This is a genomic window from Methanimicrococcus stummii, assembly GCF_032594435.1.
Classification (GTDB): domain Archaea; phylum Halobacteriota; class Methanosarcinia; order Methanosarcinales; family Methanosarcinaceae; genus Methanimicrococcus; species Methanimicrococcus stummii.
Genome location: NZ_CP131062.1, coordinates 837,305 through 854,712, shown reverse-complemented (window position 1 = coordinate 854,712; position 17,408 = coordinate 837,305). Strand labels below are relative to the sequence as shown.

14 protein-coding genes are annotated in these 17,408 nt (G+C 45.6%); 5 read left to right on the top strand and 9 right to left on the bottom strand.

Annotated elements, in window-relative coordinates:
* Positions 1 to 118: 118 nt before the first annotated feature.
* The 4 genes from MmiEs2_RS04120 to MmiEs2_RS04105 all read right to left on the bottom strand — a co-directional run bounded on the left by MmiEs2_RS04120 (position 119) and on the right by MmiEs2_RS04105 (position 5,518).
* Entirely contained in the window at positions 119 to 934 is an 816-nt protein-coding gene (locus MmiEs2_RS04120) for an adenylate kinase family protein (RefSeq protein WP_316560158.1), read from the bottom strand.
* 247 nt (positions 935 to 1,181) lie between these two features.
* Positions 1,182 to 4,097, bottom strand: a complete 2,916-nt coding sequence (locus MmiEs2_RS04115; RefSeq protein WP_316560157.1) for a DUF3458 domain-containing protein — start codon at positions 4,095 to 4,097, stop codon at positions 1,182 to 1,184.
* 96 nt (positions 4,098 to 4,193) lie between these two features.
* Positions 4,194 to 4,397 (bottom strand): hypothetical protein, encoded by a 204-nt coding sequence (locus MmiEs2_RS04110; protein ID WP_316560156.1) that lies wholly within the window; start codon positions 4,395 to 4,397, stop codon positions 4,194 to 4,196.
* 191 nt (positions 4,398 to 4,588) lie between these two features.
* Complete coding sequence (locus tag MmiEs2_RS04105; protein WP_316560155.1) at positions 4,589 to 5,518, bottom strand: 23S rRNA (uridine(2552)-2'-O)-methyltransferase; 930 nt, start codon at positions 5,516 to 5,518, stop codon at positions 4,589 to 4,591.
* 157 nt (positions 5,519 to 5,675) lie between these two features.
* On the opposite strand from MmiEs2_RS04105, the gene coaBC reads away from it, so the two are divergent.
* The 4 genes from coaBC to MmiEs2_RS04085 are packed head-to-tail and all read left to right on the top strand — an operon-like array spanning position 5,676 to position 9,602.
* Positions 5,676 to 7,259: a bifunctional phosphopantothenoylcysteine decarboxylase/phosphopantothenate--cysteine ligase CoaBC gene (coaBC, locus tag MmiEs2_RS04100; RefSeq protein ID WP_316560154.1), complete on the top strand. Its 1,584-nt coding sequence runs from the start codon at positions 5,676 to 5,678 to the stop codon at positions 7,257 to 7,259.
* Positions 7,260 to 7,261: 2 nt separating this feature from the next.
* A complete protein-coding gene (locus tag MmiEs2_RS04095; RefSeq protein ID WP_316560153.1) occupies positions 7,262 to 8,248 on the top strand; it encodes a pantoate kinase in 987 nt (328 codons plus the stop codon).
* A gap of 32 nt (positions 8,249 to 8,280) precedes the next feature.
* Complete coding sequence (locus MmiEs2_RS04090) at positions 8,281 to 9,258, top strand: SPL family radical SAM protein (RefSeq protein WP_316560152.1); 978 nt, start codon at positions 8,281 to 8,283, stop codon at positions 9,256 to 9,258.
* Between the two features lie 23 nt (positions 9,259 to 9,281).
* Positions 9,282 to 9,602, top strand: a complete 321-nt coding sequence (locus MmiEs2_RS04085; protein ID WP_316560151.1) for a hypothetical protein — start codon at positions 9,282 to 9,284, stop codon at positions 9,600 to 9,602.
* A gap of 67 nt (positions 9,603 to 9,669) precedes the next feature.
* On the opposite strand, the gene MmiEs2_RS04080 is transcribed toward MmiEs2_RS04085, so the two are convergent.
* From MmiEs2_RS04080 to MmiEs2_RS04065, 4 genes are all read right to left on the bottom strand, one after another.
* Complete coding sequence (locus MmiEs2_RS04080; RefSeq protein ID WP_316560150.1) at positions 9,670 to 11,325, bottom strand: AMP-binding protein; 1,656 nt, start codon at positions 11,323 to 11,325, stop codon at positions 9,670 to 9,672.
* 71 nt (positions 11,326 to 11,396) lie between these two features.
* Entirely contained in the window at positions 11,397 to 11,972 is a 576-nt protein-coding gene (locus MmiEs2_RS04075) for a helix-turn-helix domain-containing protein (protein ID WP_316560149.1), read from the bottom strand.
* Between the two features lie 48 nt (positions 11,973 to 12,020).
* Positions 12,021 to 13,259 (bottom strand): adenosylhomocysteinase, encoded by a 1,239-nt coding sequence (locus tag MmiEs2_RS04070; RefSeq protein WP_316560148.1) that lies wholly within the window; start codon positions 13,257 to 13,259, stop codon positions 12,021 to 12,023.
* A gap of 133 nt (positions 13,260 to 13,392) precedes the next feature.
* Positions 13,393 to 14,229 carry a metallophosphoesterase gene (locus MmiEs2_RS04065; RefSeq protein ID WP_316560147.1) on the bottom strand — a complete coding sequence of 279 codons (837 nt, stop codon included), beginning with the start codon at positions 14,227 to 14,229 and terminating at the stop codon, positions 13,393 to 13,395.
* A 185-nt stretch (positions 14,230 to 14,414) separates the two neighbouring features.
* Between MmiEs2_RS04065 and MmiEs2_RS04060 the strand changes: the two genes are divergently transcribed.
* On the top strand, positions 14,415 to 15,752 hold the full coding sequence (locus MmiEs2_RS04060; RefSeq protein ID WP_316560146.1) for an amidohydrolase family protein: 1,338 nt from the start codon (positions 14,415 to 14,417) through the stop codon (positions 15,750 to 15,752).
* 693 nt (positions 15,753 to 16,445) lie between these two features.
* Here MmiEs2_RS04060 and argF read toward each other — a convergent pair.
* Positions 16,446 to 17,366, bottom strand: coding sequence for an ornithine carbamoyltransferase (gene argF / locus MmiEs2_RS04055; RefSeq protein WP_316560230.1), 921 nt, complete (start codon positions 17,364 to 17,366; stop codon positions 16,446 to 16,448).
* Positions 17,367 to 17,408 lie beyond the last annotated feature (42 nt).

Below are 17,408 nucleotides of genomic sequence, written 5' to 3'. Positions count from 1 at the left end.
TTTTTAAATGATATGAAAAAACAAGAACAAATGAATTAATAAACGAAAGTGCAAAAATGAAAAATACAAAAGCAAAAAATGAAATTACAAAAATAAAATTTTAAAAAACGAATCCGAATTACTCGGTCAATTCGCTCCAATCGTTTTGACCGGGAACGTATTTCATTAAAATCGGATTTTGTTCTTCGATGTAATCTCCGACATCATCGTCGCCGTCTTCATAAACGACGGCACCGTCGTCTTCGAACGCGCCGAGAACGTCTGAAATCGGGAAACAGCCCGACTGCGACTGTGCAGCAATATTTTCGGCGGTCACGTTCATCTTTTCCATCAATGAATTGTAAATGTCAAATTCGTCGTCGTAAAGCGCGTGAATCAATTCTTTTAAGCAGTCGGCGGTCTCATCAATCGTCAAATTCGTCGTCTCAATTTCGTAGACGCGGCGGCAGTAATCAAAACAGTCGCACAAAACAACGTCGATGGATTCCGCCAAAACGTTTTCCATGACTTTTTTATCGGAGTAGCCGCGTTCGTTCAAACGGTCTTTAAGCGTGTACGGATGCGTTCGCAAAACGACGGACAAATCACATAAATAATGCGCCAAGTGGCTTTCAATAATTAAAACAGGCAAATGCGCGGGAGATTTATGAAAATCTTGGCGCGTCAATTCTTCCGAAAAACATCTTTGATTGTATTCTTTTCGAATCTGCTGCTGATAGTCAAAAACGGCTTCTTCCAAAGCGTCCATGTCAATCACATCGCAATCTCTTTCTTCATCACGTTCGGACGGAATGTTATTCTTTTTAATAAATTCCGTAACATGAAGAATGCGATATCCTTCGGATTCCAGCTTTTTAGAAACTTCAGTTTTGCCCGTTCCGGGCGTACCCGTCAAGGCGATTGTCAGAAAGGGCGGAAATAAGATATCAGTCATAAATGGCACCTGCAACATCTGCGAATAAACCGTTTTTTCGTTTTAGCAAACACATTCGTTTTTGAACAAATTAAATGATTAAACATTTTAATTTGAATAATTTAGAATAATGAAATTAACATTCTTACTTAATACTTTTTTGTTAATTGTCAACCTTTCAGGGTTTATATTCTAAATTCATTCAAAATCATTTCGTCATTTTTCAATGACGGGCGAATTAAATCTTCGTCCTTTTTTCATTTTGCGTTCAAACCGTATTCATTTGTTGAAGAAAAGGAATTTCCTTCACTTCTTTTTCATACAATTTAACAGCTTTCGGCGCGCCGATGAGCAATTTTATGATTCTGTTGTAAACGCTCGGTGATTTTTCGATGTCAACGGATTCGGCAATCGTCACCAAAGCATCCGCCAGCGGCACATAATATTTCGGATTCATGAAATCAATGATTGAAAATGCATTCAAAAGTCCGACCGTGCTGTATTCGTTGATTCCGGCCAAACGAATAATCGTTTGCTTCAAAAATTCCAAACCTTCCGGTGTTTGAAGCGAATACTTTCTGTTGCGCGCAAAAGCGCCGTAGAGCGCGCGCTGATCGTTCGCCTGCTCGATGCGGAATGTCGGGTCGCTTTCGACCATCTTGACAAGCTCCAGGCAGTCGGGCGCGTCCGTGCTTGCAACGGCCGACAAAAACGCCTCCCACGCGACCAAATCCTTTTTGCACTCTTCCATGTAAATCTGCGTCAGCTCACGCTTTTCCGGCGCCGAGCTGTTCAGCCACGCGGCAAACGCGACAGCGCGGTCGGTTGCGTTGACCGCCGTTAAGAACTGGCGTTTGATGAGCGCGTGAATTTCAGGTGTGTCCAGCGTAGCCAGCAGCCGAAGCGCGTTGTTTTTGACTTGGCGGCGTTTAATCTGCCCCGCTTTCAGGCGCAGAGAACCGCGCATCGAGAAGAGTTTTTCTTCTTCGGGGTCCTGCATTTCGGAATATTCATCATAAATGATTTTCAGCGAATTTTCATGCGTTTTCGCAATCGCGGTTTGAAGTCTTAAACGAACACCGTAGAGCTCTTTGTAATGGTGCGCGTATTCTTCGTCGTCAACCGATTCAAAAAGCGTTAAGAAAAGGCCGCCCGTCATTTCCAAAAGGGAATGGTCGCAAAGCAATTCGTGATACAAATCAACATATTCGGGCGTTGCTTCCGCATTTCTATGAAGCAGCAAATATTTCTTTTCCATATCCGTCAGCGTGTAAAAAGCCAGCCAGCGGCCGATAATGTCTTTATCCTTTTTCGCCTGAATCAATAATTCACGCGTGTCTGCATCCGTTTCGATTTTGCCGTAGAAAGAGCCGTTTCGGTTGAGTGAAACGAAAGCCGGTTGATCGACATCGGTGAGAATTATTTCTTCTTCACGGCGCTGAACGAAAAACGTGTCTTCGTGAATGATTTTTCCTTTTCTGTCGCAAAGCGCGTAGGAGAACGGGAATTGCCACGGCTGTTTGGTGTACGGAATATTTTGAACCAATTTCATGGAAAACGTTCCGGTCGCCGCGTCGTAGGTCTTGGAAACGGAAAGAATCGGGTAACCTGTTTGGTGCAGCCAGCTGTTTGACATGCGCATCAGCTGCATTCCGGAAATCACTTCCATTTCGTGAATCCAATCGAAGGTGCGCGCGTTTTTGTGGCTGTATTTGCGGTGGTACGCGTCAAGGCCGCGCGAGAACGCGCCTTTTCCGATCAGCGTTTCAATCATTTGAACGAATTCGGGTGCCTTGACGTAGGTCACCGATGTAATCAAATCGTTCGGATCGTTGAAGCCGTCGGGCAGAATCGGCATGGAAGAAGCGCTTGCGTCAAGCGCGAATGTTCCCGAAATCGGTGCGTAAAGGTTTAAAATCGTTTGAAGGCGCGTGTATTCGTCGCCGAAGAAATACGCGTGGCATTCGTTCTCGATAAGAACGGTCACGGCTTCGTTGAGCCAGATTTCAAACGGGCTGTTACCGGTGACTTCCGAGCCGTTAATGTTGTGATAATATTCATGAACCTTGACATCCGCCATGTATTCAAATGCGCCGTCGAGCATGTTTTTAGACGGCATGATGCGGTTTGTCGTAATGGTCGTGTTGCCGACGTTTTCCATGCCGCCGAAGTCGGAATTTTGCATGCCGATTTCGCGGTAAACGGTTCCGGTGTATTTGTAGCCGAAAGTGAGTCCTTTGGAAAGCGTTGCGATTTTATCGCGAACGGCGGAAAGGTTGTCCATCGTCTTGTTCAAATTTTCGGGATTGATGGACGCGGAATTGAGATTGTGTTTGAGGTGGTCGCGCAGTTTTGTCAAATCGAAAATCTGTTTTTTAATGTCAACATCTTTGTGACTTTCGGGGCCGGTAAAGAGATATACCCACATGACGGCATCTTGTAAAATGTCCAAAGATTGCTCGGCGTAATTTTTATCGGAACCGGGCGGAATGAGAAGTTCCAAATCAAAGCAATAATCGTCGGGATATTCAAATTCGCGCGTGTAAGTGTCGTAAGTGCCGACACCGAGGAAGAAAAGGTAGGTTGCCATCGGCGTTTTCATGTTTTCATAAACAATTTCGTCGCGAGACAAACCTGTCGCGGGATCGGTCAAAACGGTTTTTCGGGGAACTGCGATGTCACCGTTTGTGATGATGTTTGTATAGCGCGAATCGGCGCGGACTGTGGTTTTGTAAGTGCATTTGGCGGCCATATCGTCAATGCAGGGAACGATTCTTTGGAATCCCCATTGCTGGCACTGGGTGATTTGCTGCGGCGGCGCGCCTGCCGGTGTTTCGTCGTAATAAAGCCCTTCGAGTAAATTTTTAGTCGGGCGGCAAATTGTTTTTGTAACGATTTCAATCTTTTCGTTTCTTTGAACGGGCGGATTGAAATAAATATCAAGATACGCGTCTTTTTGGCGGTAATCGAATTTTTCCATATTCGGTGCTTTGACATCTAAAATTTCCAAGTCGCGGCAGTTCAATGAAATTTTATCCGCAGGCGCGTCCATGTTTTTTAAAAACAAATGAGAGGTGACAACCGTCCGGTCGTCAAAGACATCAAAATCCAAATCCATATGAAGGACGCGGAAATTGAGCCGGCCGAAATCTTCGGGGTAATATCTGTAAAGTCTTTCTTTCATGAAAGTGATGAAGGTTTTCGGGGTATTAATATTTCACTTTTCTAAAATAAAAATAAAAGGTGGAAGTAAACAAACAGATTTTTGTTGTTGTTTGTTTCAGGCTTTGCCGGTGTCTGTTTCGTTTAATTTGTTATCGTCTTTTCTGTTTTTTGCTGCGTTGGCTGTGGTTTGCACTGCATTGGTTGCGGTTTGCACTGCGTCGGGTGTGGTTTGCACTGCGCCGGTTGCGGTTTGCACTGCGCCGGTTGCGGTTTGCACTGCGCGGTTGCGGTTTGCACTGCATCGGGTTTGCGTTGCCACTTGCATCTGTTTTTAAGAGCAGCCGTTCGCTTCGCGAACGGAGCGCTGCCTGCTGCCGCCGCCGCGCGCGAGCCGCACCATTTTTCACAAAAATAATCGAAAACAATCTTCGATTTTTTCAAAAAATAATCAAAAATAGAAAATCATGTTTTTTAAAAATAAAAATGAAATGGAATTTGAAGAGAACTGAATCATTCTTCTTCGTGTTCATTTTCCTTCGGCGGTCTGTAATTGTCTCTCGCCGTGTTTCCTTTTGGTCGTGTTTCTTCGTCTTTTTCGAAATCGGCGGAAAGCGGGGTTTGGGTTCTTTGCTGAACCGGATTTTCGTATCTCGGATTTTCGGGGAGCGCGTCAAGTTTTTCAACGACTGCGGCAAATCCGAAATTGGGTTTGACATCTTTGATTTTGATGTTGACAATGTCGCCGACTTCAACTTCTTTGACGAAAATGACGAAATCGTCAATGTGGGCGATACCGTCGCCGGAGGCGCCGAGTTCTTTGATTTCGGCGGCGTAAATCTGTCCTTTTCGAATCGGGGCGGTCAGGAATTTCTTCGCGATAATATAAATTTCGGCGCTTGTGGAACGCGACGCTTGGGGCGTGTAAGCCTTGACGTGTACAAATTCGCTTTTGACATCGTCAAAAAATTCCTTGAACATATCGCCTTGGAAAACCTTGACGACAAACGTTCCTTTCGGTTTGAGAATCTTTTTCGCGCATTCAAAAGCGGCGCGGTTGAGCTCGATTCCGCGCGCGTGATCCAACGCCCAGTTTCCGGTTAAGTTCGGCGCGGCGTCACACAGAACAACATCAACGCCGCCTTTTCCGGCAAACTCCAATATCTTTTCAATCGTTGAATCGGCGGTGATGTCGCCTTTAAAAGTCGTCACGCCGGGGATTTCACTAATCTTTTGAAGATCAACACCCATGACGCGCCCGCCGGAAAGCTCTTTTGCGACTTGAAGCCAGCCGCCCGGCGCCGCGCCCAAATCGACAATCGTGTCGCCGCGTTTAATTATGTTTGAGTGCTGCTGAATTTGTTTCAGCTTATAAGATGCTCGTGAGCGATAGCCTTCTTTTTGAGCTAAATCGTAAAAATAATCCTTTTGGTTCCGCGCCATAATCCCTGCCTTCTTCAATTGTTTTTAATGTTTTATGATAATTGCTTTTCCCTTGAATACTTTCGCTTTGAACGGGCTAAACGTATTTATGATTAATGTTATTAATCAAAAAAACGTAAATCCATCAAGAATTTTAATTTATCCGACAGGTTAAAAAATGGAACAAAATCAAAAAACAATTTCATCTCTCGATTCCGAAACGGTCGGTTCGGCTGATTCGGTTCATCCGACGCTTTGGATTCGCGGCGCCAAAGGAACTGCGCTGTTCGGAAAAACAATCGTCATCGGCGTTACGGGAAGTATTGCCGCCGTTGAAACAATCAAGCTGGCGCGCGAACTGATCCGCCACGGTGCCGCCGTTCACGCCGTCATGACGGATGCCGCGCACCAAATCGTTCACGAAAACGCTTTGCATTACGCGACCGGAAATCCCGTCATCACAAAACTTTCGGGTCGCGTCGAGCACGTTGAGTTTTTCGGATCAAACGGGTCCGCCGATTTATTTTTGATTGCGCCGGCAACCGCCAACACGATTTCAAAAATCGCCGCGGGAATCGATGACACGCCGGTCACAACTTTTGCGACCACCGCCATCGGCGAAGGGAAAAAAGTCATGATCGTTCCGGCGATGCACGAATCCATGTACCGCCATCCGAAAGTTTTGGAAAATCTCAAAACGCTGAAATCCTGGAATATTGACGTCGTCGGCCCCAAAATCGAAGAAGGCATCGCAAAAATCGCGAGCAATGATGAAATCGTCCTCCGCGTTCTTCGCGCGCTCGGCGACAATTCGCTTGCGGGAAAAACCGTTTTCATCACATCCGGCTCAACCGCCGAATCCGTTGACCCGATTCGTTTGTTGACCAACCGCGCGTCGGGCAAAACAGGCGAGGCGCTTGCCAAGGAAGCGTACGCGAGGGGTGCTGAAGTTTATTTGTTCCACCGGTCGAAATCGCCGATGGCCGGCTTGCCGCATTTCCATGATATTCATGTTGAAAGCGTTTCCGATATGATTCAAGCCGTCACCGAAAAAATCGCGCTGGCTGACATTCCGGCCGCCGGCAAAAATATTTTAATCAGCGCGGCCGCGATTTCCGATTACACGATTGATGCGGCCGATTCAAAAATTAAATCCGGCGGCCGTGATTTGACAATCACATTGAAGCCGACCAAAAAACTGATTGAAGAAGCCTGCTACACCGACCCGAATCTTTTCATCGTCGGTTACAAAGCGGAAACGGACGTCACGCATCAACAGCTGATCGATTCGGCCGCGGAGAAAATTGATGCCGGAATCGCCGACTTCGTCGTTGCCAACGACGTGAAAGAAAAAGGAATGGGCACCGATGAAAATGATGTTTATGTCGTCACGAAAGAGTATGTCGTGAATCGTGACATGAAAACCGTTGTTCCGATTTCCGGCAGCAAAAGTGAAATTGCGACGGCTTTGTTTGATCTGATCGGCAGCCGCATGGGCGAAGAGGGCCCTTCCGTTTTTATTGATCTGGAAATTGCCGGTTCTGATTCCGACGATTCTGAAAATCTCGAAACGAAACATGATGGCGAAAACGAAGAAAGTCTCAACTTGCTTGAAGAAACGATTGATGACAATTATCTGAATGAAACCGAAAACAGTAATGAGATGAATGATGCTGAAAATTCAAATGTTTCGGAATCCAAAAAATCGGTTCTTCGGAAAAAACCGGCTCAGGTGAAGGGCCGCACTTTTAAAAGGAAATAATTATGGCATTTGAAACGCGAACGGCTTTTTCCCCCGGTCATATCACGGGTTTTTTTCAAATTTACAATCATCCCGGCTTGTCCCAAAAAGGGTCAATTGGTGGCGGAATTGTATTGAATAAAGGAATTTATACAACGGTTACGCCTTTTGAAGGAGAAGGCGAAACCGTCGTTTATTTAAACGGTGAAAAAAAAGCCGCCGCCTTGTCTTCGGAACTTCAAATCAAAGACCTTTCTGATTTTTCAATCGCGCCGCCAAATGTCATTTTAGCTGTTATTTCCGAACTTTCGTTTTCTTATGAACAAAAATACGGCTCATCATTCCATTTTAAAATCGAAGAGCGCAGCGCTTTGCCCGTCGGCAGCGGATTCGGCTTGTCGGCGGCAGGCGCGCTCGGCACGGCTTACGCGCTCAACAGCGCGCTCAACCTTGGCCTGTCCAACAAAGTGCTGGCAGAAACTGCGCATCGGGCGGAAGTTCTGACCGGCAGCGGCCTTGGCGACGCGGCCGGCGAATTCGCAGGCGGCTTGGCGGTTCGGGAAAAGCCGGGCTTACTCTACGGAAAATCTTACAGTCTGCCGCTTTCAAAAGCCGAGCTTCAAAAGACAATTTACTGTTTGCCGCTCGGCGAACTGTCGACAAAATCTGTCATCAGCGACGAGTCGCTGACTCAAAAAATAAATCAATTCGGACACAACGCACTTTGCGGTTTCTTAAACGAGCCGAATCTTAAAAATTTCATGAAAGAATCTTTGTATTTCACGAAAAATGTCGGTTTAATGAGCCCCGATGCTGAAAGCATCATTGATCAAATCAATGAATCCTGCGGCATGGCGGCGCAGGCGATGCTCGGAAACACGGTTTTCGCGATTTCATCAGACGAAGACAATGCCGATGAACGCCTCCTTGATTTGATGCAGGAGTTCGGTGACGTTTACGAATGCAAAATTGAAACAAACGGGCCGCATGTTTGTTTATCGGCTTTTTAATATGAATCTAACACTTTTTTTCGGCGATTCAAATGAAAACGGAAATGAAAAAACAAGCGCGGTATTTGCCGATTCAATGTAAAACCGCGCTTCATTCCGTGAACGGCGGCTTTCCTTACAAAAAAGACTTAAACATTTACCGCGGCTGTGAAAACGGCTGCAAATACTGTTTTGCAATTTACTCTCACAAATATATGAAATCGGACGGCGAAATTGAAAACGCCGCCGGGTCAAATAATTCCGACGGCTACTACGACCAAATTTATGTCAAAACAAACATCGCCGAGCAGCTGGATAAAGAACTCGGCCGCCCGAACCGAAAGAAAGAAGTCATTAATCTCGGCGGCGTCTGCGACAGCTATCAGCGCGCGGAAGCCGAATACGAACTCATGCCCGATATTTTAAGAGTCGTGCTCAAACACAAAAATCCGATTATTATTTCAACCAAATCCGACCTCATTCTTCGCGACTTTGATCTTATCGACGAGCTTTCCAAACACACTTTTGTCAACATCGCCGCAACAATCACAACAACCGATGAAAATCTGGCCTCAAAAATCGAGCCCGGCGCCGTCAGCACGAAATGCCGTTTCAATATGCTTGAAAAATTCAAAAAAACGGACGCGACAATCGGCGTTCACACAATGCCCGTTCTGCCGTTTTTGACGGATTCACCGGAGAATTTAAGCGCGATTTTTGGAAAAACAAAGGAAATCGGCGCCGAATACATTATCGTTCAAACTTTGTATCTTCGAAGTCAAACGAAAAAAACGTATTTGGATTTCATTCAAAACGAATTTCCCGAGATTTTTGAGCCGACGAAATTGCTTTATAAAACCGGAAGTTTGGATAAGGAATATAAGCGGAAATTTTATTCGATGCTGAATCCTTTGCTGAAAAAATATGAGCTTTCAACGGATTATATGAAACCGGTGAGAGTTGCGATGGAAAAAGAAAACGGGAGCTTAAATGAAAAAGAAATGAAGCAAAAAACATTGTTTGATTTTTAATTCACTCTTGTTCTGTTTTGTTTGTGCTGTTGCTGCCTGCCATGCAGGGTGCGTTTTCGTATGCATCATCTTATTTTTATCACATCCGCTCGCTTCGCGAACGTGGTACGGCTACCTTACCGTTTCCGTTTTCCGCTGCTACCTTACTGCTTCTGTTTACCGTTGCTACCGCCACATCTCACCGTTTCTGCCGCCGGTTGGCAGCAGCTGCCGCCCGCTGCCGCCCGCCGCCGCGCGCGAGCCGCTCCGCTTTTCTTCAAATTCGGCAAAAACGAACCGAAGTTCAAAAAAATTCAGCAAAAACGAATCTGAAGTTCAAAAAATTCAACAAAAACAAAATCTGAAATTCAAAAAACTCAGCAAAACAAAGGATTTTAAAAAATTCAAAAAAAAAGATAAAGTGATTTTTAATTAAATCACTTCATACCCATACTCTTTCGCAAGCTCCAAACTCATGTCTCTCAATTTAAATTTCTGAATCTTGCCGCTTCCCGTCATCGGAAACTCATCAAGGAAAAACACATATTTCGGAACTTTGTAGCGCGCGATTTGACCGCGGCAGAAATCTCTGACATCTTCGGGGTGCATTTTCACGCCGTCCTGCAAAATGATGAACGCGCCGACTTCTTCGCCGTATTTTTCGGAAGGGACGCCGGCGACTTGAACATCTTTCACGCCTTCCAGTTTGTACAGGAATTCTTCGATTTCGCGCGGGTAAATGTTTTCGCCGCCGCGGATAATCATATCCTTGATGCGGCCGGTAATCGTGTAATTGCCGTTTTCATCCATCACGCCGAGATCGCCCGAATGAAGGTAACCGTCGCCGTCAATCGCTTCTGCGGTTGCTTTCGGGTTGTTATAATAGCCTTTCATCACATTGTAGCCGCGGCAGCACATTTCGCCGGCAACGCCGGGCGGACATTCTTCGTACGTTTCTGGATCCAAAACTTTGACATCCGTAAATTCAAACGGGCGGCCGACAGTCAAATAACGAACATCGGGCGCGTCGTCGATGCGCGACTGACTCATTCCGGGAGACGTTTCCGTGAGACCGTAAACGCTCGTGATGTCGATAAACATCTCTTCATTCACGCGCTTCATCAAATCCGACGGACAGACGGAGCCGGCCATGATGCCGGTTCGAAGACACGTGAGGTCAAACATGTCAAACATCGGGTGATTCAATTCCGCGATAAACATTGTCGGGACGCCGTAAAGCGCCGTGCATCTTTCCTTGTGAATCGAAGCAAGCGTCAAAAGCGGATCGAATTTCTCAATCATCACCTGCGTGCTGCCGTGCGTGAGGCAGTTCATGGTTGCCAAAACAACGCCGAAACAATGGAAAAGCGGAACGCAGATGCAAAGCTTGTCATCCGGCGTAAATTTCATGTGCTCGCCCGTTAAAAGGCCGTTGTTTGCGATATTGTGGTGCGAAAGCATAACGCCTTTCGGAAAACCGGTTGTGCCGGACGTGTACTGCATGTTAACGATGTCGTGGCAGTTGACAAGCGTTTTCGCGTTTTCCAAAACGTCATCGGCGATGTTGCTTCCGAGAAGCAGAACTTCCGCCGTGTTGTACATGCCGCGGTGCTTTTCCTGACCGATGTAAATCACATTTTTCATGCGCGGATATTTCTCGCTCTTTAAGTGGCCGCGCTGGCAGGTTTTAAGTTCCGGCAGCATGTCGTATGTCATTTGAACATAATCGCTTTCGAAAGTGCCGTCAATAATACAAAGTGTGTGCATGTCCGAGTCTTTGACCAAATATTCAAGCTCGTGCTGCTTGTAGCTGGTGTTGACCGTCACGCAGACCGCACCGATTTTCGCGCAGGCGTACAAAAACGTCAGCCAGTCGGGGACGTTTGTCGCCCATAAGCCGACATGGTAGCCCTTCTGAACGCCGATTGCCAAAAGGCCTTTTGCCATATTGTCAACGCGTCTGTTAAAATCATTCCAGGTAAATCTCAAATCACGGTCGGAATAAACGATGTATTCCTTGTCGGGCGTTTCTTTCGCCCAATATTCGAGCCAGTCGCCCAAAGTTCTGTCGGAAAGTTCGATTGCCATGTTTTTCTCCTTTTCACTTTTTTGCTTCTTTTATCCTTTTGCCTTTTTCTTTCTCTTGACATCAAGACAAATTAAGCCGGAGCGTAAACGGTCGCAATGATTTTCGCGCCTTTTTCGTCGGCGGCGCAGACAAGGTGGCTGACAATCGAATCGTAATAAATGCTGTCGCCTTCGTTTAAGATGTACGTTTCTTTGCCGTAAATCACTTTCAGCGTGCCTTCCAAAACGTAAATGAATTCTTCGCCTTCGTGCGCGGACATTTCAAGCGTTCCGTCATCAATCGCGTTGATTTCAATAAAGAACGGTTCCATGGAACGGCCCGATTTTTGAGGGGCGAGCGTGAAGAAATTGTTGTGCTTCACGGTTTTTTCTTCGGCGTTAGACGTGTGAATCGTCTCAACCGCTTCATTTTTGCGGCTGACGGCGGGACCGAGATTTTCATCGTCATCTAAAAATGTTCCGAGACGAACGCCCAGCGCGCGCGCGATTTTAATCAGCGGCGCTAAAGACGGCACATTCATATCATTTTCAATGTTGTTGATTTGTTCTGTGCTCAGCTGGCTTCTTTCCGCCAATTCTTCGACCGTGATCTGTTTTGATTCACGAATGGATTTGATTTTTGTTCCGATGTTCTTATCGTCTGCCATAATTTCCCTCCTGTTTTTGATAAACTGAATTATGTAAAGCTTTCTTATTTATGTGCCTTCTTCCCAGTCGTCCATGTAATTCCGCTGCTTTTCGGTCAACGTGTCAATCTTAATGTCCATGGATTTTAATTTCAGAAGCGCGACGTAATTGTCGATTTCTTCGGGCACTTTGTGAACGCCGTAAGACAATTTGTTTTCGGCGATGTATTTGACGCCGAGCGCCTGATTGGCAAAGCTCATATCCATGACTTCCGCCGGGTGACCGTCGCCGGCTGCCAAATTGACAAGTCTGCCGTCTGCCAAAACATTGATTTTTTTGCCGTCAACAACATATTCTTTGATATTTCGGCGGACAGTTTTTTCGGACACTGCCATCTTTTTCAAAGATTCCAAATCAATTTCCACGTTGAAGTGGCCGGCGTTTGCCAAAATCGCGCCGTCTTTCATTCTTTTGAAATGATTTTCCGTCAAAATGTCGCGGTTGCCGGTTGTTGTGACAAACAAATCGCCGATTTCGGCAGCCTGCTCCATCGGCATCACGCGGTAGCCGTCCATGCGCGCTTCGAGCGCTCTGACGGGATCAATTTCGGTCACGACGACTTCTGCGCCGAGACCGTCTGCGCGCATCGCAACGCCGCGCCCGCACCAGCCGTAGCCACCGACAACAACGGTTTTTCCGGCAACGAGCAAGTTTGTCGTTCTCATGATGCCGTCCCAGGCGGATTGTCCGGTTCCGTAGCGGTTGTCGAATAAGAATTTGGTTTTCGCGTCATTGACCGCAAGCACCGCCATTTCAAGCGCGCCGTCTTTTTCCATGCCGATTAAACGGTGGATGCCGGTTGTGGTTTCTTCGCAGCCGCCGATGATTTTCGGAATCAAATCGCGTCTTTCTTTGTGAATTTTAAAAATCAAATCGGCACCGTCGTCAATCGTAATGTCGGGGTCGATGTCTAAAACTTTGTCAATCGCTTCGTAATATTCTTCATTCGTGCAGTCGTATTTCGCGTAGCAGGAAATGTTCTCAACCGTGTCGAGCGCCGCTGCGACGTCGTCCTGCGTGCTGAGCGGATTGCAGCCGGTAATCGCGACAACCGCGCCGCCGGCAGCAAGCGTTTCAACGAGGACCGCCGTTTTGGCTTCCACGTGAAGCGCCATTGCGATTTTGTGCCCGGCAAGCGGCTTTTCCTTCTCGAAATCCGCCCGGATTTGTTTTAACACGGGCATGTGACTGCGCGCCCATTCGATCTTTAAGCGACCGGATTCCTGCATTTCTTTTAAATCAGACAATGTAGACACCTGTAATTGATTATATGATTATGATAAGTAAATCTGAAAATTATTTAAATAAAAAAGTTCTGTTCAAGCGAAATGAAAGCCGTCATGAAATATAAAATAAATGCCTTTTTTTTAACACCTGAAATTATTTTAATTTCATTTTTTCCGATTCGTCTAACCACTCGAATCTGTTTTTCGTTTTTCTGAAATAATGAAATTTAATTTCGTCTTCTTTTGCGATTGCGACAGCCGCTTTTACTTGTAGTCCGTCGAGGTGAATTCCGGAATAAAGAGAAACCAATTTGCCGTCAAACCAATATTTCACGCCTTCCGTGTGCGATGTGTGGCCGCGAATGATGAGTTTTAAATCGTTTCGTTTGAGATAATCCGAAATCAAATTCGGACCGACGCGGTGAATGCTGTTGCCGCGCGGAGAGGGTGTCAATCCGTCTTCTGCGCCGGGGTCGTTCCAAATATAGCATTTCGGCTCGGCTTTGGAAATGTCTGTCGGCGTTTCGTCTTCGCTGCCGGCAATGCAGCCGTGAATGCAGAAAATCTGATTGTTTAAAACCGCAGCAATCGGCATCTTTTCAAAAAACTCATTTGCCGCGTCGAGTAATTCGGGATGATAAACCAAATCTTCGCCGAATTCAAGCCAAGCGCTTAAGCCGCGCGTTTCATGGTTGCCGCGAAGCAAAATCGTTTTCTTCGGGTCTTTGAGTTTTAATTCCAAAAGCGTGTTTAAAACGGCAACCGATTCCGATCCTTTGTCGATGTAATCGCCGAGAAAAATGTATGAATCAACTTCTTTTTCTTCCGCGAATTTCAAAATAAATTCAAGCGCATTCAAATCGCCGTGAATGTCGGTTGCGATCAACGTTTTTTTGAAATCCGAATGAACGACGGCGCTTTCTTTTTCAAAAAGAGGAATGGAGCGCTCTAAATTCAGTTTCAGTATTTCTTTTTCTTCCGGAGTTGACATAGTCGATGCCTTTTCATTCGATTTTGGTAAAATAAATGTCGCGCTGATGATATATAGCGTTTTTTGATTTATTCTGTAATCATTATAAAGTATGAAACCATTTCGAAGAGATAAAAATAATGTTTAAAATTATTCAAATTTGGTTGAAATGATTCAAATTTGATTGAATTCCAAAAGTGATTCTCATGTCAATTCTCATCAAAAATGCTTACATCGCGACAATGGACAAAGACGGAACGGGAGAAATCCAAAACGGCTTTCTTTTAATTGAAAACAATTTAATCTCTCAAATCGGAGACAATTCAAACGGCACCGCCGACAAGATTGCCGCCGATAAAGGGATTGATAAAATTATTGATGCGAAAGGTGCAATCCTGATGCCGGGCCTCTCCAACACGCACACGCATCTCGGAATGACGCTTCTGCGCGGCTACGCGGACGACATGGCGCTCAAAGACTGGCTTGAAGCGCAAATCTGGCCGGCGGAAGCGAACCTGACGGCGGAAGACGTGTATTGGGGCTCGCTGCTCGGCTGCCTTGAAATGATCCGGTCGGGAACGACGGCGTTTTGCGACATGTATTTCTTCATGGATGAAACCGCGAAAGCGGTTGAAAAAGCCGGCATTCGCGGCTGTCTTTCTTACGGCATGATTGAATTCGGCGATGTTGAGAAAGGAAACAAAGAAATCGCGGTCAATGAAAAATTGGTTTCGGATTGGCAGGGAAAAGCAAACGGCAGAATCACGACAATGTTCGGTCCGCACGCGCCGAACACTTGCAGCCAGGCATTTATCGCGCGCGCAAAAGCGGCGGCGGAAAAGGCCGGCGTCGGGGTTCAAATTCATGTTTTGGAAACCGAAGCCGAGCTCAATTATATGAAAGAAAACTTCGATATGTGTTCGGTTCATCATTTAGACGCCGTCGATTTTTGGAACACGTCAAAAGTTCCGGTGATTGCGGCGCACTGTGTTTGGATGTCGGACGGCGATATTCGTCTTTTCGCTGAAAAAGGCGTGACGGTTTCTCACAATCCGATTAGTAACATGAAATTGGCTTCGGGAATCGCGCCGATTCAAAAAATGCTTGACGCCGGCGTTTCCGTGACACTCGGAACGGACGGCTGCGCGTCAAACAACACGCTGAATATGTTTGAGGAAATGAAAACGGCCGCGCTTTTGCAAAAAGTCGGAACAATGTCGCCGACGGCGCTGCCGGCCAAAGCGGTTGTTGAAATGGCGACGATTAACGGCGGCCGGGTGATTGACAAACAAACCGGCGCGCTGAAAGTCGGCAACAAAGCCGATATGATTTTGGTCGACACAAACAAAGCCAACGCTGCGCCGATTTTCGACGTTTATTCTCATTTGGTTTACGCGGCGGCCGGAAGCGACGTGAAAACGATGATTGTTGACGGTAAAATTCTGATGGAAGATTATAAAATTTTGGTTTTGGATGAAAAAGAAGTGATTGAAAAAGCCAATGAACGCGCGCATTCTTTGGCGGCGCGGGCACAAAAATGCTGAAATCCAATTTCATCATTTTAATTCTATTTTTTGATTCATCATTTTAATCATCATCTCCGTTATACGGTTGCTGAACTATTTCCTGTCAATGATCTATTCTGTTATATTTCAAACCGTTGAAATTATATCGCTCGTGTAGTTTTTTGTATTGAATCACTTATATATTCTTTAAAAATTTATATATGTCATGTCGGTTCAAAAAAAATTTGAATTGACATTGAATCAAACAAATCGTAAATAAGGTGGTCGATTTGCCGGGGTATGCAAATGAACCGAAAATATTTGCGGCCGGCAATTTTCTCCCAAGAATTGTTCGGATTCAAAACAACATAAGCCAACCAATGGGTATCCGAAAGGCATTTTCACTAAAAACGAAAGCAAAAATAACCAAACACCCAAAACACCAAAATATGACTCAAAGCAACCGTGAGCCATAAACACCCTGTTAATGCCTGGCAATACCTGCTAAAAACGAATCGAAAAACAACAAGATCGAAAAACATCGATTTTGCCTCTATCCTAAAATCCGAACGCCGCTTTATCACTAACTTAAAATAAATGAAAAAGGGCGTTCGGTTTTTTTAATTCTTCAAATAAACGATGTTTTGGATTTTTGATTCAAAATAAAAAAGAAAGGAAAAAAGATTGAAAATAAAAAGAATAAAAGGAAATTCAATTCATTAAAAATCCGAATTATTCTTCGTCGACAATCATTAATTTTAAAAGAACCGCTTTTTGCGCGTGCAGTCTGTTTTCCGCCTGATCGAACACAACGGAATGAGGCCCGTCGATTGCGCCGGCCGAGATCTCAAGACTGCGGTGCGCCGGCAGGCAGTGCATGACAATTACGTCGGGCTTTGAGACGGCGATTAATTCTTCGTTAATCTGATAGCCTTCAAAGTCTTTGAGGCGTTTAGCTTCTTCTTCTTCATCGCCCATGGAAACCCAGACATCGGTGTACAAAACGTCCGCGTCTTTTGCGGCTTCCAGCGGATTGTCCGTAATCGTTAAAACGCCGCCGAGTTCGCGAGTTTTCTGAATGTATTTTTCTGCCGGTTCGTAGCCTTTCGGACAAGCGACAACGATTTCCATGCCGACGATTGCGCAAGCAAGCATCAAAGAGTTGCAGACGTTGTTGCCGTCGCCGACCCAAACGAATTTCATGTCCGAAATTCTATTTTTGTATTCTTTAATCGTTAAAAGATCGGCCAAAACCTGGCACGGGTGCTCTTCGTCGGAAAGCGCGTTAATCACAGGGATTGACGCGTTTTCGGCGAGTTTTACCAATGTGTCGTGAGAGTAAACGCGCGCGATAATGCCGTTTAAATAGCGAGACAAAACTTTCGCCGTATCTTCGACGGTTTCGCCGCGCCCGATTTGAATATCATTTGAATTTAAATAAATCGCGTGACCGCCTAAATCGTTCATGCCGACTTCAAAAGAAACGCGCGTGCGCGTCGATGATTTTTCAAAAATCATGCCCAAGCTTTTGTTTCTTAAATGATCCGTGATTTTACCCTGGCTTCTCTTTTCTTTAATTTCGGCCGCCAAATCCAAAATGCCGTAAATGTCCTCCAAAGACAAATCCGTCATCGAAAGCAAACTTTTCATGATCTCACCCTTTTCCTTAAAAACACAAATTAAAGTTTATTTAAT

Bases quoted from the DNA above. Each gene is read 5' to 3' on its own strand.
- MmiEs2_RS04080 (WP_316560150.1), bottom strand. From the start codon at position 11,325: ATGGCAATCGAACTTTCCGACAGAACTTTGGGCGACTGGCTCGAATAT.
- coaBC (WP_316560154.1), top strand. From the start codon at position 5,676: ATGGAACAAAATCAAAAAACAATTTCATCTCTCGATTCCGAAACGGTC.
- MmiEs2_RS04090 (WP_316560152.1), top strand. From the start codon at position 8,281: ATGAAAACGGAAATGAAAAAACAAGCGCGGTATTTGCCGATTCAATGT.
- MmiEs2_RS04095 (WP_316560153.1), top strand. From the start codon at position 7,262: ATGGCATTTGAAACGCGAACGGCTTTTTCCCCCGGTCATATCACGGGT.
- MmiEs2_RS04115 (WP_316560157.1), bottom strand. From the start codon at position 4,097: ATGAAAGAAAGACTTTACAGATATTACCCCGAAGATTTCGGCCGGCTC.
- MmiEs2_RS04065 (WP_316560147.1), bottom strand. From the start codon at position 14,229: ATGTCAACTCCGGAAGAAAAAGAAATACTGAAACTGAATTTAGAGCGC.
- MmiEs2_RS04105 (WP_316560155.1), bottom strand. From the start codon at position 5,518: ATGGCGCGGAACCAAAAGGATTATTTTTACGATTTAGCTCAAAAAGAA.
- MmiEs2_RS04120 (WP_316560158.1), bottom strand. From the start codon at position 934: ATGACTGATATCTTATTTCCGCCCTTTCTGACAATCGCCTTGACGGGT.
- MmiEs2_RS04075 (WP_316560149.1), bottom strand. From the start codon at position 11,972: ATGGCAGACGATAAGAACATCGGAACAAAAATCAAATCCATTCGTGAA.
- MmiEs2_RS04060 (WP_316560146.1), top strand. From the start codon at position 14,415: ATGTCAATTCTCATCAAAAATGCTTACATCGCGACAATGGACAAAGAC.